This is a genomic window from Bacillus sp. BS98 (assembly GCF_008432245.1).
In the GTDB taxonomy this organism is placed as follows: domain Bacteria; phylum Bacillota; class Bacilli; order Bacillales; family Bacillaceae_G; genus Bacillus_A; species Bacillus_A toyonensis.
Window position 1 is genome coordinate 2440082 of record NZ_CP043830.1, and the last position, 20973, is coordinate 2461054.

The window sequence follows — 20973 nt, forward strand, 5'->3', positions numbered from 1 at the left end:
CTATGAGTCTATATCGAGGATCGTCAGTATTAAACATTTCATGCATTTTACAAAGGGGAAATAATAAAATGAACGAATTAGAATACAAAAACTTTTATGATAAAGTAGGAAGATTAAATGGGTGGGATTTCAGTAAGCTGAAATGTGAAACGGTAGGAGACACTTGGGACTTTTATGGCGAAGTGAAAGAAAGATGCAAACCATCAGACATGCTACTTGATGTAGGTACAGGTGGAGGAGAGAATGTACTTAACATAGCATCTTCAGCTAAATTGTTAATTGGAATAGATAATTCTAATGGCATGATTGAAACAGCACATTCCAACTTGAAAAAAGTAGGTGTACAAAATGTTGAGTTTCTCCAAATGGGTTCTGAAGCTTTAACGTTTCCGCATGCTTATTTTGATATTGCTTCTAGTTGTCATGCACCGTTTCTAGCATCTGAGTTAGCAAAAGTAATGAAAAAAGGTGCTTTTTTCTTAACACAACAAGTTTGTGAACATGATAAATTAAACCTTAAAGAAGCATTTGGCAGAGGACAATGCTTAGGTGAAAGAGATGGCACTTTAAAAGAAAAGTATATGAGTGAACTTATTAGTGCAGGATTTGAACTCGTGCAAGTACGTGAATATGATGTTACCGATTATTACAGTACACCTGAAAATCTCATTTTTTTATTAAAACATACGCCTATTATTCCTAATTTTGGAGAAGAGGAAGAGGATTTTACTATTTTACAAAAGTTCATCGACGCGAATAGTTCTGAAAAGGGGATTCGTACGAATTCAAAGAGGTTTATGATTATTGCTGTTAAATAATAATATACATTAGCGTAAAGGCAGATTTTCTTTTAAAGAAAATTTGTTTTTTTGTATAGAAAAAAGCAGGGTAAACTTGAAAAAAGTAGAAATAATCATAATGTAAATTTGAAAATTAAAATATGGAGGATAACTGTTTTGAAACGTTACTATATTAACAATGAAAAATTAAACGTACATATTACTGAGTGGGGAGAAAATGATAAACCCGTTATTTTTTGTTTACATGGATTAGGTAGTACAAGTTTAAGTTTTATAGAAATCGCAGAAAAACTAAAGGAAGAGTATAGACTTATATCCATTGATGCACCTGGGCATGGTAAAACACCGCCATTTGAAAGAACAGAAGATTATGAGATGCAAAACTTAGCAAATTGGTTAAATGAAATAATAAATGAACTGAAAATTGAACATTTTTATTTTCTATCACATTCGTGGGGAAGTTTTGTAGCGCTATTTTATTTGTTACATAATCCAGAAAAGGTATTAGGGAGTATTCTCATTGATGGAGGGTACCAAACGAAAAGGCTTCAAGAAGAAACGTTGGAAGAAGAAATTGCTTATTATGAAAAGGACTTTGAAGAGTATGTATTTAATAGTTGGGATGATTTCTTTAAAAGTGAAAAAGAAGTGTATACAAGATGGTCTCCATTATTAGAACTTGCAGTTAAGGATCTTGGTATAGAAATAGATAATAAAGTATGTTGGCATGCGAGGGGTACAACAGCTGGTAATATCGTAAAGGGTATGCACAAGGATGAAATAATGGATATATATGAGGAGTTACCATCTAATATAATATTACTTCGTGCTACAGTACCAGAAATTTGGGATGAGTATAGAGGGAAGACAGCGAGTATTTTTAGTGAGAGAACAAAAGCGACAGTAAAACTAATCCCGAATTCTACCCATCTGTTACATTGGGATTATCCGGAGATTATAGTAGAAGAAATAAGAAAACATTGGTAAAGTCCAATATAATTTAAAAAGGTTGATTCTTGTAATGTATTAGAATCAACCTTTTTGAAGTGGATGTAATAAAACGTATTGAGCAAGTTGTTTGCTTAAAGTGTTATTTTTTTGCCGGTGTATTTCCCATCGCGATAGAAATTCTATTCCAACTATTAATTTGATTAATAATCAAGACAAGGTCAATATATTGTTTTTCATCATAATGTTCACATACTCGTTTGTATAGGGAATCAGGAACTCTTTTAGTAGGAATAAGTGTAATATGCTCAGCTAATTCAATTGCGATTTTTTCCTCCGCTGTATAAAAAGTACATTCACCCCAAGTACTTAAGCAATAAATTCTTTGTTCAGTCTCTCCCATTTTTCGTGCATCAGATGTATGTAAATCTATGCAGTAAGCACAGCCATTGATTTGAGAAACTCTAATTTTAATAAGTTCTCTAGTCGTTCGATTAATCGTGGATTGTTTTGTGTACTTTTCCATGTCCATCATAATTTTCATAGCATCAGGTGCAGCATCATAGTAAGAAATTCTTTGCGTCACAACACAACACTCCTTTTAGCTTAAAATATTATTCATTATATCTTGAAGTGGTCGTTCATACTAATTATTTGTACTAAAACGCAAACTGCTTAAAGCTTAGATTGTATTAGCTGAAATGTTAACGCAACAGTTCTAATACAAAAGTAGTAGTTTGTTAATTAAAGTTTCAATCTCCAGATGGATTTTTCCTGTTAGTTTTTGAAATACAATACTAATAGAAATAATGAATTTGGAGGTTTATTATAATGATTACACACATTTCAGATATTAAACTACAAACTGTTTCTATAGAAGGAGTAAAACAAGTATACAGAGATATATTATCTTTTCCGATAAAAAAAGAAACAGCATCATTTATTCAATTTGAAGTAACGCCATACACAACAATTAGTTTTCAGGAAGTGTATGAACCAATTGCACCTGCGCATTTCGCTTTTGAGATTCCATATTCAAAATTTCAAGAAACAGCAAACTGGCTTGAAGGATCTGGTTTACTCATTGTGAAATGGAAAGATGGTCATACAATTGACGAGGAGAGCGGTCGATTCAATTTATACTTTAAAGACGGTGATGGAAATCTTCTTGAAATTATCGCACATAGTTATATTAATGAAGAGGTATTAGTTTCACATTCACCGTTAAACGTTTTATACGTAAGGGAAATTGGTCTTCCTGTTAAAAGTGTACCTGTATTTACGGAGTGGTTGAAATCAAATCTAAATATGAATACGATGGAAGATGGGGACATTTTTAACTTTGTTATAGGTGGCACTGCATACATTGTTGCAACTTGGTGGCAGCGAGCTTGGATTCCAATTGCTATGAAAGCTTTACCACCAAAAGTACATGTTTCTTTCGGAACACCAGATCAAGCATTTTTACAACGAATACAAAATAATTTGAAGAAAAATAGTGTTCCATATGAATGTAAACATAATGAAGTATTATTTATTGAGCAGGGATATACGTTTACTGTCTTGTATACACCAGAGTTCCGTTCTGATATTGCTAGTAAATTACACTTACCACTTTCTATTTAGTTATAGAGAGCGGTAAGTTTATATTGTTTTAAAGAATATAAAATCTAGTTATTATGTTGATGTAACATTTGAGCTATTCCTTGACCAAATGACCAGTTCTCAATTGATGTCTCATGTAAAGTAATGAAAACATCAGCACTAGAGATGTGTAATATAGTAGCCGTGGTAGTTGCTATAGCATTATACAAATCCTTTTTTTGATTCATTGTTCTTCCTGGTCCACACGTAATTGAAACATAAATCATATTATTAGATCGTTTTGTTGAATCCTCTAATAGATAAGAAGAATCATAAAACAGCTGATGGGATGCATAAGGTAAAAACATTTGGAAATAATCGTTTTCGGGGATATTAAAATGTTCCATTAATGAATGATGGATTTTGATACTTACATTTTTTAATAACTTATTATCGGATAATTCTTCAGGATGATAAACAGTAACAAATGGCATATTAGAGCACTTCCTTTCTTTTGAATTCATTTTACTTCCAATCATTTCATTTGTATAATTGAAAATATATTAACTTATTATCAATAAAATCGATAAAGATGGTGTGTCAAATGGAAATAAAAGAATTAATTACATTTAAAAAAATTATTGAAGAAGGAACGTTTTCACAAGCTGCTAAACAATTAAACTATGCCCAATCAACTGTAACAGCACATATAAAAAAGCTAGAGAATGAAATAGGTTTTCTATTATTTGAAAGAGGATGGGATGCGAGATTAACAGAAGAGGGAAAACTCTTTGCAGAGGAAGTAGAAAACTTATTAACACATTGGGAGTATTCCAAATCTCAAGCACAACGTATTAGTAATGAAGAGAGAGGGAGTTTAAGGATTGGTCTATTAGAATCTTTTGCTAAAAGGTTAATTCCAATAATATTAAAGTTTTTAAACGATGAAAAACCATATATACATTGTGATTTTGTAGTGGGAAATACTGCACTTTTAGCAGAGATGATTAAACAAAATAAGGTCGATTTTGCGGTGTGTGGACATAATAATAGTTCGAATATAAAATTCACTCCAATAAGTGATGAACAAATTGAATTTATAGTAAACCATCCGAATCATCCTTTACTACAAAAAGATTTTGTTGAAGTATTTGATATTATAGATTACCCCATAATTGTAGGTGAAAATAGTTGTTTTTCATATCAATCTGTAAGTTCTTTATTAGCGGAAAATAATTTGTCTTTTAAGAGAGTATACAATTGTAGTGCTTTGAACCTTATTCCACAAATGCTCTTTGAGAATGCTATAGGAATTATACCAAAAGGTACAATTTTGAATGAAGAAGTACTATCTTTTAAGATTAAGGGTTTTAATTCTAACATTCCGATTGGTATATTAATATCTACTAAAAATAAAAATTATTTAAGTCAAACGAAACAAAAAATTATGAACATCATTAAAGTAGCCATATAATTATGCAGAAAATAATTATATGGCTATTTTTAATACGTATTTTTCATTTATTATTTCAAAGGTTTTATAATGACAGGATTTATATGAGTAGAAGGATTCCCTAACATTACAGTGAATTTAAAATAAAGGTGTAGTAATAATACTATATAGTTTAAGGAGGAGAAGATTTGAATTTAGGTGAGTTGATAGCCAAAGGAAATACAGCGAAGATATATCTTCATGAAAATAAAGTTATTAAATTATTTGAGGAATACCTTCCAAACACAGAGTCTACAAATGAAGCAAAAAAACAAAAATATGCTTATTCATGCGGACTACCAGTTCCGAACGTATTTGAAGTGACAAAGATACAAAATAGACAGGTAATTATTATGGAATATGTAAAAGGAGAAAATATTGGCGAACTCCTGCTTAATAATCTAAATAAGGCAAAACATTACATCAATATTTGTGTTAATGAACAAAAAAAGATTCATGCTATACGTGTGAATATAGATGAAATGGAACCAATGAGAGAAAGGTTAGAGCGTCAAATTAAATCTGTTCATAAATTGGATGAAAACAAAAAGAAAAATATTTTACAAAAATTAGATTCAATTGTATTTGATTCTAGGCTATGTCATGGAGATTTTCATCCGTTTAATTTGATTTTGAGTAACGATAACGTAAAAATTATAGACTGGATAGATGCAAGTTCAGGTGATATCCGTGCAGATGTATTTCGTACATACTTATTGTACGCTCAGGTCTCAGTAGAATTAGCTGAAATGTATTTACATATGTATTGTAGAAATACTGGCCTATCAAGAGATGAGATTTTTCAATGGGCTCCAATTATTATTACAGCTAGATTTGCTGAGAAGTTATCTCCGCATAACGCAGTTTATTTAAATGGAGTGTTAGATCAGTATGTATAATTAAAAAATAAATAAAATCCAGTAAGTAATTATCCTTATATAGGATGTGGTTTAACTATTGTAGCTAAACCACATTTGCTTTACATTTTGATTAATGAATCTTTATTTTCAAGTTTCATTCTATAAAGATTCATTATCCGTACTTGATTCTCAGTTAATTCTTCTTTATTCCAATACATGTGCATTAAACTATATTCAAATATCTCTTTTAATTTGATAAACAACTGAAGCTTGTCTATCATTTCTTTAGGTAGTTCTCTTTCTTCTTGATACCCGTCAAGTATCGCTTTTGTAATAGAATTCTCATAGTCAACAATATTCCCATTTCCAGCAAATGAATATTCTATTGCACTATAAATTGGAACTGCTAAATCGAATATGTAAAAGTGTTTTTCACAGTCTTGAAAATCAATCATGGATAAGTTTGAATCGCTATCAACTAAAATGTTTTCTAACCATAAATCTCCATGGATCAGGCCGTAGTTCGTAGATGTTTTTGGTAGGTTCTTAATGGAAGATAAAACATCGCATGCAATTTCTCTAATAATAGTCTCTTCATTAGGGATATATTTAAGGAAATTATATTCTTCATTTTCATACCAAGCGTTAATATGTTTAACTCGTTCAATACTTTCAAAGTCTTGAGATATCAGATGTAATTTGCCAATTTCTTGACCCAATTGTTTAAATACATCGGGATTCCATTCACTTCTTGGTAAGTGAATGCCAGGAGCAGCTTTATAAACTACAGCAAATACCTCCTTGTCTAATGTTAAATTTTCTACTAAATTCCCCTGTAAAGAAGGTATGATTGGTGGAACACCTAATCCAGTTTGATATAAAAAGTTTGTATATTTAACTTCTTCTAACTGTTCTTCATATGTTTTATAGTTTGTAATTCTAATGAAGTAATTCCCTTGTACTGTATTACATTGATACATTTCGTTTGTTATGGGTTTAATGTTAATAAAATGTAATGGATAACGTTCGTTTACTAATGTGAGTATTTCTTTTTCTAATTCCTTCATTTTGAATTCCTCTCTATATTTAAATTTTTTCAACCTAAAAACTAAAAGTTCCTTAATTTACAAAATTCGTGTTTTATTTTATGAAATCCTTTAAAAAGATATATCCTGTAATTTACGTGTTAATAATTAGTAGGGTAGGAACACTCCACAATGATTAAAGTTAAATTGAAAAGTGAATAGAATATATGACAAAATAAGATAGCTGAAAAAATATAAAACAAAGTATTTAAGGATTTTAGAGAATGGTTCGTGTTATAAACCACAAGAAACATCAAAAAAAAGAAACGTATCCCTCTTATAATTTTTAGTGGGGAGTGAAGTAAATGAATGAGTATATACAGCAAATGATTGATTGGATTGAGAAGAATTTGAGGAAGGGATTCTCATTGGAAAAATTATCGCATTACATGGGATATTCCCCTTATTATTGTTCTTTCAAATTTCATCAAGCAACAGGTGTCAGCATTAGGCATTATGTTCTTCTTAGAAGATTGTATTTATCTACGGAGGAATTGACGAACGGTAGAAAGATAATAGATATCGCAATGGATTACGATTACTCTTCGCAAGAGGCTTATGGTAGAGCTTTTAAAACTGTTTTTGGTATAACCCCAAAAGATTTCCAACTTAACAAGATGCCAGTTCAATCATTTGTTAAACTCAATATAAATAAAGAAGAGGAGTTTAAAATGAATATTTCTAGAAAAATAGAGGTTGAGCAGTTACGAAATAGGAAATGTGAACTGTTCGATAAAGACGTACTAAATATATTAAATGGCCAATTTATGTATGAAGAATTTAAAAACGAAAAATTAATGGGAGAGTCTGATTATGCCCCATTTAATGAAGCAATGTGTGTAAATGCTACTAGTACACAAGTTTTCGATGAAGAATTCATTGAAGTAAGAGCAAGGGGGCATAATAGTTCAGTAGAGAATTATATAAAAAAGGTTATAGATCCATTAGAAAAGTTTTTTAAGAATAATTATGAATGTATTGTTTTATGGTTTGGTGAAGATATGTTTTGCCAAATGAACCTAGTAACAATACTTTCTTATCTTGAGCAGTCAGGCTATGAGGGGAGAGTGATTTTAAATAGCTTTAGGGAAGATGAATTCAAAGTCAGTCAAACTGAACTTAAGTTAGGTAACTATTGTTCTGTATACAAAGAGGTATTGGTAAACCATAGAAAACCATCTGTGGATTTACTCCCAGTGATGTATCAGGCTATAAAGTTATATTTAGAAATGTTAAAAGAAGATAATGCTGTAACAAAATTCATCTACAAAAATAAAGAATTATCAAACCAAGAATTATTAATAAAGTTGTTCCATCTTTTTCACGCAATCGGATATGGAGATTCTCAGTACATAGAACTTATTAATAAAATAAAGAAGAAAGCTGCACCTAAAATATAGGTGCAGCTTTCTATTTATATACGTTCAAGTGAATCTAACTCTGCTTCTACAAATGTCATTAATTCTTTAATAGTTTCACCAGAGAAATCAAAACGAATACCAGCTGCTTCATACACTTCTTTTATAGATTTTGAGCTTCCTAGTGATAATGCCTTCCTATAATTATTTAGTGCTTGTTTAGGATTTTTTTTATATTGTTTATACATTTGCAGTGCACCAAGTTGTGCGATTGCATATTCAATATAATAGAATGGTACTTCAAAAATATGAAGTACTGGCAACCAACTCGTTGCTATCCAGTTTTCGTAACCATCAATATGTATGACGCTAGACTGATAATGTTTTTGAAGTTGTAAGTATTTTTCATTTCTTTCCTCAGTAGTATGATTAGGGTTTTCATACAGCCAGTGTTGGAACTGATCTACGATAAGCATAACAGGTAAATATGAAATAACATCTTTAAAGTAGTTGATTTTTGCTTGTTTTAAATCTTCTTTGTCTGTATAGAAAGTATCCCAATAGTCTATTGTGAATACTTCCATTGTCATACTAGCTAGTTCAGCCGTTTCAGCGGGAATTTCTATATACTGTCGTAATTCTAATGGTTTTACGCACTCGTTATGAATGCTATGACCCATTTCATGTATGAAAGTAATAATATCATCTTGTGTATAGTTTAGGTTCATAAAAATAAAAGATAATTGAGAAGCAGGTAAGTACTCACAAAAACCACCAGCTGCTTTTCCTTTACGACTTCCTAAATCTAAGCAATCATGAGTATACATTTGGTTTAATAAAGCTGAAAATTCAACATCTAGTTTATTGAAGATATAAGTGCATTTTTCAATTAAATCTTTTTCATTTGCAATTGGTTTAAGCACTTTTTGATCAGGTGCTACAGCTGTTACATCCCATGGGCGAAGCGTATCTACTTGTAGTTTCTCTTTTTTCTCTTGTAATATTTTATCTTTAAGTGGTACAACGTACTCTCGTATTGATTCGGCTAGTTCATAGCAATCTTTCGCTGTATAATCAAAACGCTCATATTTTTTAAACATATAATCACGATAATTCTCTACTTGAATGTTTTTTGCTTTTTGGTGGCGAATGTTAATTAATGTATTTAAGATGCTTTGGAGTTCTTTTTCAACAGATAAAAACTGTTCAGAAATAATTGTTTTTGCTTTTTTACGGATGTCACGATTCGGATTTTGTAAATAGGATTGTAATTCCGTTATCGTTTTTTCTTCGCCGTCCCAATTTCCACTTAGTCCTCCTGTAATTTCAAAGTACTCTGTTACTAATTGGTCTTCTTTAATTTCTAATTCGATATTTTCCTCGCAAAATAAAGTTTGAGCATTTTTTATTTTTACATCTAATAAACCATATACTTTAGAATCTAATTCCATTCGAAATGGTGACTGTAAGTATTTATTATTAAATAAATTTTGATAACGTTTTAAAAGTGGCTTTACAAATTGTTGATCATGTTCAAAAGTATCTTTTATTTCTTTATTATCTGTATTACTTTGAAAGGCGATATAGTGTAATCGTAATTGTTCTTCGATTTCCCAAATTAATGTAGATTGTTCTTTTAACCAGTGTTCAAGGTCTAGTTTTGAAGAAATCTTTTTATTTATTAAAGTTGAAAGAGCTTGTTCCAATTCAAGTATATTACTAATATCAATCGTATTTACGTGCAGCATTATATATCCCTCACTTTTTATTTACTTAAGGAAGTATTCTTTTTCTTTATTACAATCCCTTTTTTTCCTAAAAAGTTTGTGCCCACTACTCCAAGAACAATCAGAATTGTGCCGATGATATGGTAGTATGCGATTTGTTCATGTAAGAATGCAACTCCTGCGATAATGGTAATAAGTGTAGATAAATTGCTGAAAACACTTATTTTAGCTGCTTCAATATAAGATAATGAATAGTTTAATAACAATGCGGTCAGTAAAGAAGATAGTAATCCTAAATATAAAATGGAAATAAGAAATGTTCCATTCATAAATGGCTTAAAGAATATAGTTAATGTACCTTTGTTTATATGGCTAGTGATAGCAATTACATTAAAACTAATAAAACCAATCGCTGTCATTGTGTAAGTTAGATCCATTAGCCTGAAATTCTTTGTCATTTTTCGAGCTAATACATTATAGCAAGCAGATGATAATGCCGATAACAAAATAAGAATAACACCGATGAGACTAGTTTCATGTGCCTCTAAACCATTCATGATAAATATATAAATAACACCGATGACAGAAACGAGAACAGAGGTTTTTTGCCATATATTCGTATATTCTTTTAAAAAATAGGAAGCTAATATCATCGTAAATATAGGAATTGCCGCTTGGATAATTCCAGCTTCAGATGAACTTGTATACACTAAGCCAAACGCTTGGAAAGCAAAAAATAGTGCTGGATAAAATATTGCAATTGGTAAAAGGGCAAGTATGTTTTTAAATGATATATTTAACTTTACAAAACCGAAAATAACGGGAATGCTTGCAGCTACGAAAGCAATTGTAAAACGATGAGCAAGAGTATCGAGGGGACTCGTAACTGTTAGTGCTAATTTCACAAACATAAAGGAGAATCCAATAATAAATGAATAGAGTAATGCTGATAAATATGCCTTTGTTGTATGTTTCATAATTTCACCTCATAGTAGTTGATTTCATACTGGCCAGTATACGTACATAGTAATCTTTCTGATCTAGTGCTACAATGTGAACAAATACAAACTGTACCGGTACAAATTAAATGTTGAGGTGGTAATGATGTATAAGTATTTACATGTTTTAAACGACTTAGAAAGTATGATTCAAAATGGAGAGGTAAAAGAAGGGGGAAAATTACCGTCTATTCGGGCTTTAGTTACGCAATATGAATGTAATAAGGCGACAGTTATACGTGCACTTCATGAATTAGAAAAGCGTCATATTATTTATTCCGTCCCTCAAAGTGGATACTACGTTGTTAAGAAATCCGGGAGTATCATAGAAACTAACGAGATAATTGATTTTGCTTCCTCAGCACCAGATCCAGATGTGTTTCCGTATTTAGATTTTCAACATTGTATTAATAAGGCCATTGATACATATAAAAACGACTTGTTCATATATGGAACGCCGAAAGGTTTACCAATTCTAATTCCAGTTATTCAAAAACAGCTGACAAACTATCAAGTTTTCACAAAAGAAGAAAATATTTTTATAACGTCAGGTGTGCAGCAAGCGCTTGCTATATTAACATCAATACCATTTCCGAATGAAAATGAAACGATATTAATTGAACAGCCAACCTATCATCTATATATTGAATATCTAGAAATAAATAAAATTCCTGTAATCGGTATTAAACGTACGAATGAAGGTATCGACTTAAATGAATTGGAACGTATATTTCGAACAGAAAAAATAAAATTCTTTTATACGATACCGAGATATCATCATCCGCTTGGAACTTCTTATTCTAAAGATGAGAAAGAAAAAATAGTGCTATTGGCTAAGAAGTATAATGTATTTATAGTAGAAGATGATTATTTAGCAGATTTAGAAACTGATTCAAAAGCAGATCCGTTATATAGCTTGGATAATTGTAATCATGTCATATATTTGAAAAGTTACTCGAAGATTATATTTCCTGGTTTACGAGTCGGTGTGGCGGTTATTCCACCAGCTATTGCAAATGCTTTTCATAAATATAAAAAGATTTTAGATATCGATAGTCCAATGATATCCCAAGCTGCATTAGAAATTTATATAAAGAGTGGCATGTTCGAACGCCATAAAAATAAAATTAAATCTTCCTATTACGATAGATCAAAAAAACTAGCAGAAATATTAGAGAAAGTGCAAAATGAAAACCCACTTTTATTTACATATAAAAAGCATAGTACGATAGGAATTCATACTTGTTTAGAAATACATAAAACAAGTATTTCGGAAATGTTTTTTGAGAAATTGAGTGACATTCAAATAAATATTGATTCTATTGATAAAAATTACGTCAAAGGTTTTCCTAAAGAGAGATTGTTAAAGTTAAACGTATCGAATGTAAAAGAAGATAAGATTGAAGAAGGAATTCGCAAAGTAATCGAGGAAGTAAAGCAATCGGCACGTCTAGATTTTCAATTTAAAAAAGAATAATACGAATAAGGAGGTTTATTGTGAGAGGGAAAATAATAACCTTGTTTGTATGTATTGCTATAGGTATTGGAGCAATGGTAGTTATTAAATATTATATAGATGATGATCAGTGCATAGCAGTTGCAAAATATTCAAGAGGTATTATCGTAGATCAAAATAACGAACCTATATCTAATGTGAAAATTTATGAAGATTCTATTGAAAGTGAGGAACGTAGTATTTCAAATGCACAAGGTGAATTTGAGATACCACATGGTGTTTGTGGTGAAATTGCGTTACAAGTGGTTACTCCAGATGGCGGAATTTATACGAGAAAATATGATAGTGAACATATACCAAAAGTAATAAAGATGGAGTATAAAAAGTAAGAAGAATCATTTTAAACCAATGCAAGGTGAATATGTTAAATCAAAATTGATAATTTTTTAGAGCACTCAATAGCTAAGTGCTCTTTTTGTGTATGACATAAGTGCATTGTATGGAAAAATATAACAATAAATGATATCCTTAAAATATAGCTTTTATTTTGAATAGGAGGGCGATGGAGTCTATGGCGGTACGTATAGTCGATGATTTACAGCAATTATCTTTGCTCCTTATGTTTTTAAGTACATTTATATTTTACAGATATTTAAAAAAGATTAAACGAGAGAGAAAATTGAGTTGTTTCGAATGGACAATGTATTTTGTCACTCAATTTGCGACATTAATTTGGGCAATTACTTATTTTATTAAACACTTAGCAGAATCGTAAATTCTAATCATTCAATCTAGCTTACTGTTATCTATTAGGTGTATAAATATAGTCTGTATCTAAATCGATGACAACATCGCTTATGACGTCTTCCTGTAATAATTTTGGAATTTTTTCGTATTGATATCGTACACAAAATAAGCTTAGAAGGTCCTCATTAGATATCTCTTCATTTTTTATATTTAAATACATTGTTATTAATTCGTTAATAGAACAGTTATGGCCAATAACATACTCATTTATTCCATATCCATCAAATTCAATTATCATGTTATCACTGCTGGGTGCTAGCCAACGTTTTAGCTTAAAATTTGGATAAAACATCCACATGAAATATATTATACTTCACTCACACAATGTTTTGAAGAATTGAGATCAGGGGTAATTAAACAAAAGTATATGTTTCATATGAATAACGAAAAAATAGAGAAAATATTTGTCACAAACCTCACATCTGTTTCGTCACATTTATGATTACTAAATGAGGAGGAACATATATGAAAATATTTGTAGCAGGTGCAACAGGTGTTATAGGACGTTCTTTATTACCTATGTTAATAAAAGAGGGGCATACGGTATTTGCAATGATTCGTAATGAATTACAAGTAGAAGCAATGAAGAAAATTGGTGCTATACCAGTAATAGCCGATGTGTTTAATCGACAGGCTGTATTTTCTGTATTGGAAGAAACAACTCCCGATGTAGTTATACATCAATTAACGTCATTGTCTACATGGAATTTTGAGGATAATGCAAAAATTAGAACAAAAGGCACTCGTAACCTTGTCGATGCCGCAAAAAATGTAGGGGTAAAGAAAATAATCGCTCAAAGTATTTCATGGGCGTATGAAGCAGGGGATACATTTGCGACAGAAAAAGATTCACTACATATTACTGCTCCTATGCCTCGGCAAATCACTGTTAATGGCATATTAAAATTAGAATCAGCTGTTTCTGAGTTACCAGAATCGATTATTCTTCGTTACGGTACACTATACGGACCGGGAACATGGTATGCGGAAAACGGCTTAGTTGCAAATCAAGTTCGTAATAATGAAATGATTGCAACAGATGGGATAAGCTCTTTTATACATGTCGAAGATGCCGCTAGAGCAACTATGTTAGCTCTTAATTGGCCTCCAGGAATCGTAAATATTGTAGATGATTCCCCAGCAACTAGTAAAGAATGGTTACCAATATACGCAGCTGCAATTGGGGCACCGGCTCCTAAAGCTCAAGCTGGGAAAAATAGTTGGGAAAGAGGAGCCTCAAATTATAAGGCACGTAAAGAGTATGGATGGACACCTTTATTTCCATTATGGTCTGAAGGATTTAAAAATTTGATAAGTATGTAAAATAATCCTTTAATGGGAATGCTAATAACATTCACCGTTAAAGGATTGGGCTATTATGAATATAATTTGGGAAAGTATTATTTTAACCCTTACTGGAATTATTGTTTTAAAAATGACAGGTAGTACATCTGTTAGCCAAATGACGAGAGCTGAAATAATTATAGTTGTATCAATTGGACGTATTATTGTAGAACCTGTATTAAGTAGGAAAGTAGTTCCATCTATCTTTGCCGCTATCATATTTTCGGGCATACTACTTATCATTCATTTCTTTGAATTGAAATCAAGGAAGGTGGAGCAATTCCTAAATGGAAGTAGCATTGTAATTGTTGAAAACGGAAAGATTGTAAAAGCAAATTTGATACGGGCAAAAATGTCAGAACAACAACTTTATATGCAATTAAGAGAAAAAGGGATTCATGATGTAAAGCGTTTACAGCAAGTTACAGCGGAACCGAATGGGCGTATTGGCTATCAATTAATAAAACAAGCACAACCAATAACTTTAGAAATGTTAGAAAAAGTATTAGATCAGTACAATATAAAAAGATAATTTTTCATGAGAAACAGCCAATACTACAATAAAAATATTGGCTGTTTTTTTATTTTCTATAAACGTAAGGATTAATAAAATAGGGGAGATTTTTAACCAATCTTTATAATAGATATAAGCTTATTATTATGCTATATTCAATGGGCTACGATGACTAAGGTAAGTCGTATGAATAGAAGAAAAAACTATATACCAACAATACAAAAAATTTACCTTTACTTTGATACTAAAAATGGATTGAAAATAAGGAGATAGATACATAATGGAATTTTGGGAATCAAGTTTTATTGAAAAACAAACGATGTGGGGATTTGAACCTACAGAATCTGCAATTATGACGAAAGATTTTTTTCTTGAAAAGAACGTTAAGGATATATTAGTTCCGGGTATTGGATATGGAAGAAATGCAAAGGTTTTTATTGATAATAGGATAAATGTAACAGGTATTGAAATTTCAAAAACAGCCATCGATTTAGCAAAGCAAAACGGACTAGAAAATATTAGTATGTATCACGGTTCAGTAAATGATATGCCTTTTGATAACAATCTTTATGATGGGATATTTAGTCATGCACTTCTTCATTTGTTGAATAAGCATGAGCGTGAGAAATTTATTAAAGATTGTTATAATCAGTTAAAACCAGGCGGATATATGGTTTTTACAACGGTTTCTAAAAAAGCGCCAATGTACGGAAAAGGGAAACAGTTGGACCAAGATTATTTTGAGATAATGGAAGGTGTAAAAATGTTCTTCTATGATTCTGAATCTATAAAACATGATTTTAATGAATATGGACTAATACAAGTTTCGGAAATTGACGAACCAAATAAGAACATGGAAAATAAGCCTTCAATCAATTTTTTAATGATAAAATGTAAGAAAGAACAATAAATAAAGAATTGTAAGCATTACTAACAATCTCTATATGTTGAATATGAACCAATAAAGAGGACGAGCATATATTATAAATACCTCTTAACTTTCGTTAATAGGATATCTCAAAATCCCCGAAAAGAGCACTTGCGGAAACGAGTGCTCTTTTATTTATGTGATAATAGATTTTTATGGGTATTCTATTTGGAATTTTAAACCATAAATATAGAATGTAATGTTAAACTTAATGTAGCACTTGTTGAAATTAATAGTTGTGCTGTAATAGAGAATAAAGTACTTGAATGGAGTGTTATTGAATGCAAACAAGAAAAGCTTATTTATATGTATTTCATACGATGTCAGATTGGGAGTACGGACATTTAATTGCCGAACTGAATACAGGAAGATATTTCAAAAAAGGTTTAGCGCCTTTAAAAGTAATTACAGTAGGAGTAAATAAAGAAACGGTTATTTCAATGGGAGGCTTGAATATAAAGCCAGATATTTCCCTAGATGAATGTGTGTTTGAGAGTAACGATCTATTAATTTTACCTGGAGGAAATACTTGGAGTGAAAATATACATAAACCTATTTTGCAAAAAGTTGATGAAGCTTTAAAGATGGGCGTAATTGTTGCTGCGATTTGCGGTGCAACTATAGGGCTTGCAAATTACGAATTCTTAGATGATAGAAAGCATACAAGTAATAGTTTAGATTATATGAAAATGGTTTGCCCGAATTATAATGGAGAAAATTTGTATGAAATGGGACCTGTAGCATCTGACCAAAATCTCATTACTGCATCTGGAGTAGCCCCTCTGGAGTTCGCAATGGAAGTACTGAAAAAATTGGATGTACTTGCGCCGGATACACTTCATTCATGGTATAACTTACATAAGACTCATGAACCTGATTATTTCTTCCAGTTAATGAATTCTCTTAATAATTGAGTAGTTTTATAGTATCTCGAATAGGAACCATGCTTTAGATAGACAACGTCAAAGCATGTTTTTTTTGTTTTATTTCATGAATATTTAAATATACAAATCTCGTATAATAAAAATGAATTCGAGAGAAATATTCTTCTCTTTTTATACGATTATTGCTGAACGACAAAAGTAATAGTATTTGTTTTTAATTGAATCTTTCTTTCATTTCGAACTATATCATATGCTAATTCTTTTATTTCAAGTTTTATTTCTTTCCATCCAGTATAAATGCTTTTTAATAGATGTATCATTTCTTCGGTAGGGAGATTAATTTCAATTAAAGCATCTAATGTTTGATTCGTTTTCTTGTCTATTTCTCGTATGTTCGAGTTGATAATTAAACAATTGATACCATCATTCTTTATGCCTTTTTTCGTAGATTGGAGCACGTTTTTAAAATCTTCTTCTGATTTAACATGCTCTAAACTTGATACTGCAACGATATAGTCATAAGTGTTAGGAGGAATATAGTAGTTTTCAATTACTATTTGTTCCGTTTTTATTACTTCAAATACACCATGTACTTTGCTATAAACTTGTAACTTTGTTAAAGCAGAATGAAGTAAATCAACACAAGTAACAGTGCCGCTACAATTTTTTATTTTTTGTGCAATTGGAATACTATTTCTTCCAACGCCAGATCCGAGGTCAAGTACTTGCAAGTTGTTTTGTCCTTCGAACCACCCCAATGTGCAATCCATAAGCAACCTTCTTCATCGATTGTCATCCCATCAGGTAAACCATCATTTTCAGGAAAAAGGATAACATCAGTTGGATTACTAATTTCTCCAGTACGTATATCATAATGAAAACGAACTACTTTTTTAGTAGGTGTATCAATAAAATAAAGGTATGTATGATCAGGTGACCAAGCGATTCCATTTGATGTATTTACATATGAAACTTTTTTCTCAACGCTCAAATTATTATATAAACAATATAAGGAACCTGCAGCATTTATTCCATTTAAATCAGTAGTACCCGCCCAGAAGCGACCAGCTGGATCACATTTCCCATCATTAAAACGATTTTCTACTAAATGTGGTTCAGGATCATAAATATGTGTCAGTTTTTCTGTTTTCAGGTTAAGAGAGTAAAATCCGTTTTCCGTTGCTAAAAGTACTACATCCTCTACATATGGAACAACACAGCCGATTTGCTGATTAAGGGCAATTACCCGGTTTGTATTGTTAGTGGGATTATAGATGCATAATGTTTTCTCCATAATATCAACCCAATATAAAAGTTGCTTTTTTTCATTCCAACATGGTCCTTCAGCTAAAGTTGCTTTAGCATCTAAAACTAATTCTATATTACTAAACAAGATGTTCACCTCGCATTATAAGATATTTATATAATTCGATAAAAATAGAGGTAAACCTTTTAGCGAGAGAATCTTAAGATTTGCAATGTAGAAAACAGACCTTTTCATATTAAAAAAGTGTATAAACACAGAGAGGAAAATGCATATGATGTTTTATGAGGTTGTTTGCTTTTCTTGTAAAAATATATTCCGAGTATATGAAGGTAGTGAACAATATAAGCGGTTTAAAGAGAAATCGAAAGGGATATATTGTTGTGATGAATGTAGCCACAAGATTCAATTAGAAGCGATAAAACATTTTTTCAGATAATTATATGTAATGTATTACCGTTCAGAAAAATTTGACAATAAACGTGTAATAAATTATCATATGTAAAAATCAACATTTAAAATGGCATGGAAGAGAAGAGTAGTTAAGAAAGAATACGTACAGAGAGCTCTGGTAGCTGAGAAAGAGCGGTATACATCTTAATGAAAAAAGACTTGGAGCTGCGCAAGGAACTAATTTATTTAGGGATGGTGCGACGGGTTCTCCCGTTATAGAGATAGGGTATAAGCATATTTTGCCGTACCTGAAAAGGTTAATATGGTGACGTATTAACAAACTGAGGTGGTACCGCGAAGCTAATAACTCTCGTCCTCAAGATGAATAATCTTGGGGGTGGGAGTTTTTTTGTTGTATAAAACTGAAAATGTGAAAACAAAAAATAATTGAGGTGAGTGACATATGCATTGGGCGTATGAAGTAGCACATGAATTAATTAGAAAACATCCAAATAAAGAAACTTTTGTTTGTGCATCTGGAATTAGTCCATCTGGTTCTGTTCACATTGGAAACTTCCGTGAAATAGTAACGACTTATTTTGTTGTAAGAGCTCTGCAAAATTTAGGGAAAAAGACTCGTTTTATCTTTTCATGGGATGATTATGACAGGTTTAGAAAAGTTCCTAAAAATATTGATCCATCTTTTGCAAGATACATTGGTATGCCGTACTGTGATATCCCTGATCCGCATGGGTGTCATAACTCATATGCAGAGCATTTTGAAAAAGAGTTTGAGAAATCGCTTCAAGCATTTGGGATTGAAGTGGAATTCATATATCAACATGCTGAATATAGAAGCGGAAGGTATAATGGCAATATATTAGAGGCTTTGCATAAAAGAAAAGAAATATATGATATTTTAATGCGTTTTAAAACAGGAGTTCACTTTGAAGAAGATAGAGAAAACTTTTATCCAGTTACGTTATATTGCGAGAGGTGCGGGAAAGATGCAACAACGATTACACAATTTGATGAAGTATTAGAAACAGTACGGTATGCATGTGAATGCGGAAATGAAAATGAATTATCGGTAGTAAATACAAATAAAATGAAACTGAATTGGAAAATTGATTGGCCGATGAGATGGATGATAGAGGATGTTATTTTTGAACCAGGCGGAAGAGATCATTCATCGGAAACAGGTAGTTACAATGTATCAAAAGAAATTGTAAGGGAAATATTCAATCGTGAAGCGCCTTATTACGTTGCTTATGATTTCATTGGTCTTAAAGGTAATCATGAAAAAATGTCTAGTTCTTCAGGAAATAGCATTACACCTAGCGACTTATTAAACGTGTATGTACCAGAAGTAATTCTTTTTATGTTTGCAAAATATAGGCCAGGCGCAGTTTTTCATATTGGCCTTGATGAAGATGTGATCCGAAATTATACAGAGTATGAACGATTGAAAGATAGTTATGAAAATGAAGCACTAAAAAATGAAGATTTATTTGATGCAATTAAACTTTCTAGAGTTGATAACCGATTTAATGAATATCCAAAGTTTAATCAAGTTGCAAGTACTTTACCACTATTAAATTTTGATTCCTCTATTTTACAAAATATATTAGAGAAAATAGATAGGAGTTATGCATTACCTGAAATGATTGCGATAAGTAATCGTGCAGAGTATTGGATAAGAAATTTTCAATCTGAAAAATTGATTACGGTAAATAAAGAGAAGAATACGGAGTTTTATAACACATTAGAAGATAGACAGAAAAACTGGGTGGAAGAAGTTTGTAAAACACTTCGTTCTAATAAAGAATATTCTAATTTAATGGAGCAACTGTATACGATTTGTCATCATGAAAATAAAAAAATAATGAAAGGAAATCAAAAGCTATTATTCACCATTATATATAGGCTCGTTATGAATCAATCAAGTGGCCCACGTATACCGTTATTAATACATGTGGTAGGCATCAAAAAAATCATCACTTTATTAGATTTCTAATATATAGCTAAAAGCAACGCAAGTACTCAAAGATCTAAGTGCTTGCGTTGTAAATTTTACTACCGTGTATACAGTTTTGGACATTCATCACCACTTGGCTCATAAAAACAATGGCTTTTAAATTGCCCTACAAACGGCTGATTATACCATTCAGGTGGGCAAGCTCCAACTGGACGGAAATACCAAAGAGCCCATCGTGCTGGCCAGCGCCATTCACCTTGTAAAACCTTTCTTGCAATTTCTTTTTCTGACTCACGAGCGCGTTGATAAAAATATCCATATTGTACCGCTTCAAATCCACCGGGGCTTTGATATACAGCATCACGAACGGTACGGAGTTGTTTGAAATCTAAGCAATCGCAAAATACACGATTCACAACAACGCAGCCAACAAGCTGTTCACCTTGTCGGCCTTCTCCTTCAGCTTCAGCACGAATTAAACGAGCTAGTAAATCAACATCGCTTTCGTTATATGGAATAAGGGGCATAGTGATACCACCTTTCTGTTATAGTA

The 20973-nt window shown here is 31.4% G+C and carries 23 protein-coding genes, 1 pseudogene and 1 other annotated feature; of the genes and pseudogenes, 15 read left to right on the top strand and 9 right to left on the bottom strand.

Going from position 1 to position 20973, the window contains the following annotated elements; genetic code table 11:
- Nucleotides 1-68 precede the first annotated feature (68 nt).
- On the top strand, nt 69-818 hold the full coding sequence (locus F0362_RS12575) for a class I SAM-dependent methyltransferase (protein ID WP_149889795.1): 750 nt from the start codon (nt 69-71) through the stop codon (nt 816-818).
- 138 nt (nt 819-956) lie between these two features.
- Nucleotides 957-1787: an alpha/beta fold hydrolase gene (locus F0362_RS12580; RefSeq protein WP_149889796.1), complete on the top strand. Its 831-nt coding sequence runs from the start codon at nt 957-959 to the stop codon at nt 1785-1787.
- Between the two features lie 103 nt (nt 1788-1890).
- Here F0362_RS12580 and F0362_RS12585 read toward each other — a convergent pair whose 3' ends face one another.
- Entirely contained in the window at nt 1891-2334 is a 444-nt protein-coding gene (locus F0362_RS12585; RefSeq protein ID WP_000194102.1) for a carboxymuconolactone decarboxylase family protein, read from the bottom strand.
- A gap of 245 nt (nt 2335-2579) precedes the next feature.
- On the opposite strand from F0362_RS12585, the gene F0362_RS12590 reads away from it, so the two are divergent.
- A complete protein-coding gene (locus tag F0362_RS12590) occupies nt 2580-3374 on the top strand; it encodes a VOC family protein (protein ID WP_090862998.1) in 795 nt (264 codons plus the stop codon).
- Between the two features lie 44 nt (nt 3375-3418).
- On the opposite strand, the gene F0362_RS12595 is transcribed toward F0362_RS12590, so the two are convergent.
- Nucleotides 3419-3826, bottom strand: a complete 408-nt coding sequence (locus tag F0362_RS12595) for a tautomerase family protein (protein ID WP_001117403.1) — start codon at nt 3824-3826, stop codon at nt 3419-3421.
- Between the two features lie 110 nt (nt 3827-3936).
- Here F0362_RS12595 and F0362_RS12600 point away from each other — a divergent pair, with 110 nt between their 5' ends.
- On the top strand, nt 3937-4806 hold the full coding sequence (locus F0362_RS12600) for a LysR family transcriptional regulator (protein WP_000403087.1): 870 nt from the start codon (nt 3937-3939) through the stop codon (nt 4804-4806).
- Between the two features lie 167 nt (nt 4807-4973).
- Nucleotides 4974-5723 carry an aminoglycoside phosphotransferase family protein gene (locus F0362_RS12605; RefSeq protein ID WP_149889797.1) on the top strand — a complete coding sequence of 250 codons (750 nt, stop codon included), beginning with the start codon at nt 4974-4976 and terminating at the stop codon, nt 5721-5723.
- 80 nt (nt 5724-5803) lie between these two features.
- Here the strand turns inward: F0362_RS12605 and F0362_RS12610 are convergent, their stop codons facing one another.
- Nucleotides 5804-6751 (bottom strand): phosphotransferase enzyme family protein, encoded by a 948-nt coding sequence (locus F0362_RS12610; protein ID WP_149889798.1) that lies wholly within the window; start codon nt 6749-6751, stop codon nt 5804-5806.
- A gap of 323 nt (nt 6752-7074) precedes the next feature.
- Here F0362_RS12610 and F0362_RS12615 point away from each other — a divergent pair, with 323 nt between their 5' ends.
- Nucleotides 7075-8169: a helix-turn-helix domain-containing protein gene (locus F0362_RS12615; protein WP_001008133.1), complete on the top strand. Its 1095-nt coding sequence runs from the start codon at nt 7075-7077 to the stop codon at nt 8167-8169.
- A 14-nt stretch (nt 8170-8183) separates the two neighbouring features.
- On the opposite strand, the gene F0362_RS12620 is transcribed toward F0362_RS12615, so the two are convergent.
- Together F0362_RS12620 and F0362_RS12625 are read right to left on the bottom strand one after the other, a co-directional pair.
- Complete coding sequence (locus tag F0362_RS12620) at nt 8184-9875, bottom strand: M3 family oligoendopeptidase (RefSeq protein WP_000903465.1); 1692 nt, start codon at nt 9873-9875, stop codon at nt 8184-8186.
- 17 nt (nt 9876-9892) lie between these two features.
- Complete coding sequence (locus F0362_RS12625; RefSeq protein ID WP_000683321.1) at nt 9893-10831, bottom strand: DMT family transporter; 939 nt, start codon at nt 10829-10831, stop codon at nt 9893-9895.
- Between the two features lie 127 nt (nt 10832-10958).
- On the opposite strand from F0362_RS12625, the gene F0362_RS12630 reads away from it, so the two are divergent.
- The 3 genes from F0362_RS12630 to F0362_RS12640 all read left to right on the top strand — a co-directional run bounded on the left by F0362_RS12630 (nt 10959) and on the right by F0362_RS12640 (nt 13083).
- A complete protein-coding gene (locus tag F0362_RS12630; RefSeq protein ID WP_000280147.1) occupies nt 10959-12329 on the top strand; it encodes an aminotransferase-like domain-containing protein in 1371 nt (456 codons plus the stop codon).
- A gap of 20 nt (nt 12330-12349) precedes the next feature.
- The gene (locus F0362_RS12635; protein ID WP_001214245.1) at nt 12350-12697 is read left to right on the top strand and encodes a hypothetical protein; all 348 of its coding nucleotides are present in this window, start codon (nt 12350-12352) and stop codon (nt 12695-12697) included.
- A 182-nt stretch (nt 12698-12879) separates the two neighbouring features.
- Nucleotides 12880-13083, top strand: a complete 204-nt coding sequence (locus F0362_RS12640; RefSeq protein ID WP_000290882.1) for a hypothetical protein — start codon at nt 12880-12882, stop codon at nt 13081-13083.
- Nucleotides 13084-13110: 27 nt separating this feature from the next.
- Here F0362_RS12640 and F0362_RS12645 read toward each other — a convergent pair whose 3' ends face one another.
- On the bottom strand, nt 13111-13353 hold the full coding sequence (locus F0362_RS12645) for a hypothetical protein (RefSeq protein WP_000582705.1): 243 nt from the start codon (nt 13351-13353) through the stop codon (nt 13111-13113).
- A 227-nt stretch (nt 13354-13580) separates the two neighbouring features.
- Here F0362_RS12645 and F0362_RS12650 point away from each other — a divergent pair, with 227 nt between their 5' ends.
- The 4 genes from F0362_RS12650 (at nt 13581) to F0362_RS12665 (ending at nt 16815) form a co-directional block, all read left to right on the top strand.
- Nucleotides 13581-14438: an NAD-dependent epimerase/dehydratase family protein gene (locus tag F0362_RS12650; RefSeq protein ID WP_000689422.1), complete on the top strand. Its 858-nt coding sequence runs from the start codon at nt 13581-13583 to the stop codon at nt 14436-14438.
- A gap of 55 nt (nt 14439-14493) precedes the next feature.
- Nucleotides 14494-14991 carry a DUF421 domain-containing protein gene (locus tag F0362_RS12655; RefSeq protein ID WP_001021705.1) on the top strand — a complete coding sequence of 166 codons (498 nt, stop codon included), beginning with the start codon at nt 14494-14496 and terminating at the stop codon, nt 14989-14991.
- 262 nt (nt 14992-15253) lie between these two features.
- A complete protein-coding gene (locus F0362_RS12660) occupies nt 15254-15883 on the top strand; it encodes a class I SAM-dependent methyltransferase (RefSeq protein ID WP_149889799.1) in 630 nt (209 codons plus the stop codon).
- 299 nt (nt 15884-16182) lie between these two features.
- Nucleotides 16183-16815, top strand: coding sequence for a type 1 glutamine amidotransferase family protein (locus F0362_RS12665; protein WP_001194786.1), 633 nt, complete (start codon nt 16183-16185; stop codon nt 16813-16815).
- 149 nt (nt 16816-16964) lie between these two features.
- Here the strand turns inward: F0362_RS12665 and F0362_RS12670 are convergent, their stop codons facing one another.
- Both F0362_RS12670 and F0362_RS12675 read right to left on the bottom strand, forming a co-directional pair.
- Entirely contained in the window at nt 16965-17555 is a 591-nt protein-coding gene (locus F0362_RS12670) for a class I SAM-dependent methyltransferase (RefSeq protein ID WP_149889800.1), read from the bottom strand.
- Nucleotides 17528-18178: pseudogene (locus F0362_RS12675) on the bottom strand (SMP-30/gluconolactonase/LRE family protein); the annotation flags it as partial. The gene F0362_RS12670 and the pseudogene F0362_RS12675, both read right to left, overlap by 28 nt.
- Nucleotides 18179-18317: 139 nt before the next feature.
- On the opposite strand from F0362_RS12675, the gene F0362_RS12680 reads away from it, so the two are divergent.
- Nucleotides 18318-18488 carry a DUF2197 domain-containing protein gene (locus tag F0362_RS12680; protein ID WP_044810524.1) on the top strand — a complete coding sequence of 57 codons (171 nt, stop codon included), beginning with the start codon at nt 18318-18320 and terminating at the stop codon, nt 18486-18488.
- 78 nt (nt 18489-18566) lie between these two features.
- Nucleotides 18567-18823: a binding site (T-box leader), on the top strand.
- Nucleotides 18824-18905: 82 nt separating this feature from the next.
- Nucleotides 18906-20459 (top strand): lysine--tRNA ligase, encoded by a 1554-nt coding sequence (lysS, locus tag F0362_RS12685; RefSeq protein ID WP_000558628.1) that lies wholly within the window; start codon nt 18906-18908, stop codon nt 20457-20459.
- A gap of 59 nt (nt 20460-20518) precedes the next feature.
- On the opposite strand, the gene F0362_RS12690 is transcribed toward lysS, so the two are convergent.
- Complete coding sequence (locus F0362_RS12690; RefSeq protein ID WP_001128414.1) at nt 20519-20947, bottom strand: cell wall hydrolase; 429 nt, start codon at nt 20945-20947, stop codon at nt 20519-20521.
- Nucleotides 20948-20973: the final 26 nt, after the last annotated feature.

What these genes read in the sequence shown, in the direction of transcription:
- F0362_RS12575 (WP_149889795.1), top strand. Translation starts at nt 69, where the DNA reads ATGAACGAATTAGAATACAAAAACTTTTATGATAAAGTAGGAAGATTA.
- F0362_RS12590 (WP_090862998.1), top strand. Translation starts at nt 2,580, where the DNA reads ATGATTACACACATTTCAGATATTAAACTACAAACTGTTTCTATAGAA.
- F0362_RS12595 (WP_001117403.1), bottom strand. Translation starts at nt 3,826, where the DNA reads ATGCCATTTGTTACTGTTTATCATCCTGAAGAATTATCCGATAATAAG.
- F0362_RS12600 (WP_000403087.1), top strand. Translation starts at nt 3,937, where the DNA reads ATGGAAATAAAAGAATTAATTACATTTAAAAAAATTATTGAAGAAGGA.
- F0362_RS12610 (WP_149889798.1), bottom strand. Translation starts at nt 6,751, where the DNA reads ATGAAGGAATTAGAAAAAGAAATACTCACATTAGTAAACGAACGTTAT.
- F0362_RS12615 (WP_001008133.1), top strand. Translation starts at nt 7,075, where the DNA reads ATGAATGAGTATATACAGCAAATGATTGATTGGATTGAGAAGAATTTG.
- F0362_RS12620 (WP_000903465.1), bottom strand. Translation starts at nt 9,875, where the DNA reads ATGCTGCACGTAAATACGATTGATATTAGTAATATACTTGAATTGGAA.
- F0362_RS12625 (WP_000683321.1), bottom strand. Translation starts at nt 10,831, where the DNA reads ATGAAACATACAACAAAGGCATATTTATCAGCATTACTCTATTCATTT.
- F0362_RS12630 (WP_000280147.1), top strand. Translation starts at nt 10,959, where the DNA reads ATGTATAAGTATTTACATGTTTTAAACGACTTAGAAAGTATGATTCAA.
- F0362_RS12640 (WP_000290882.1), top strand. Translation starts at nt 12,880, where the DNA reads ATGGCGGTACGTATAGTCGATGATTTACAGCAATTATCTTTGCTCCTT.
- F0362_RS12645 (WP_000582705.1), bottom strand. Translation starts at nt 13,353, where the DNA reads ATGATAATTGAATTTGATGGATATGGAATAAATGAGTATGTTATTGGC.
- F0362_RS12650 (WP_000689422.1), top strand. Translation starts at nt 13,581, where the DNA reads ATGAAAATATTTGTAGCAGGTGCAACAGGTGTTATAGGACGTTCTTTA.
- F0362_RS12655 (WP_001021705.1), top strand. Translation starts at nt 14,494, where the DNA reads ATGAATATAATTTGGGAAAGTATTATTTTAACCCTTACTGGAATTATT.
- F0362_RS12660 (WP_149889799.1), top strand. Translation starts at nt 15,254, where the DNA reads ATGGAATTTTGGGAATCAAGTTTTATTGAAAAACAAACGATGTGGGGA.
- F0362_RS12665 (WP_001194786.1), top strand. Translation starts at nt 16,183, where the DNA reads ATGCAAACAAGAAAAGCTTATTTATATGTATTTCATACGATGTCAGAT.
- F0362_RS12670 (WP_149889800.1), bottom strand. Translation starts at nt 17,555, where the DNA reads ATGGATTGCACATTGGGGTGGTTCGAAGGACAAAACAACTTGCAAGTA.
- F0362_RS12680 (WP_044810524.1), top strand. Translation starts at nt 18,318, where the DNA reads ATGCATATGATGTTTTATGAGGTTGTTTGCTTTTCTTGTAAAAATATA.
- lysS (WP_000558628.1), top strand. Translation starts at nt 18,906, where the DNA reads ATGCATTGGGCGTATGAAGTAGCACATGAATTAATTAGAAAACATCCA.
- F0362_RS12690 (WP_001128414.1), bottom strand. Translation starts at nt 20,947, where the DNA reads ATGCCCCTTATTCCATATAACGAAAGCGATGTTGATTTACTAGCTCGT.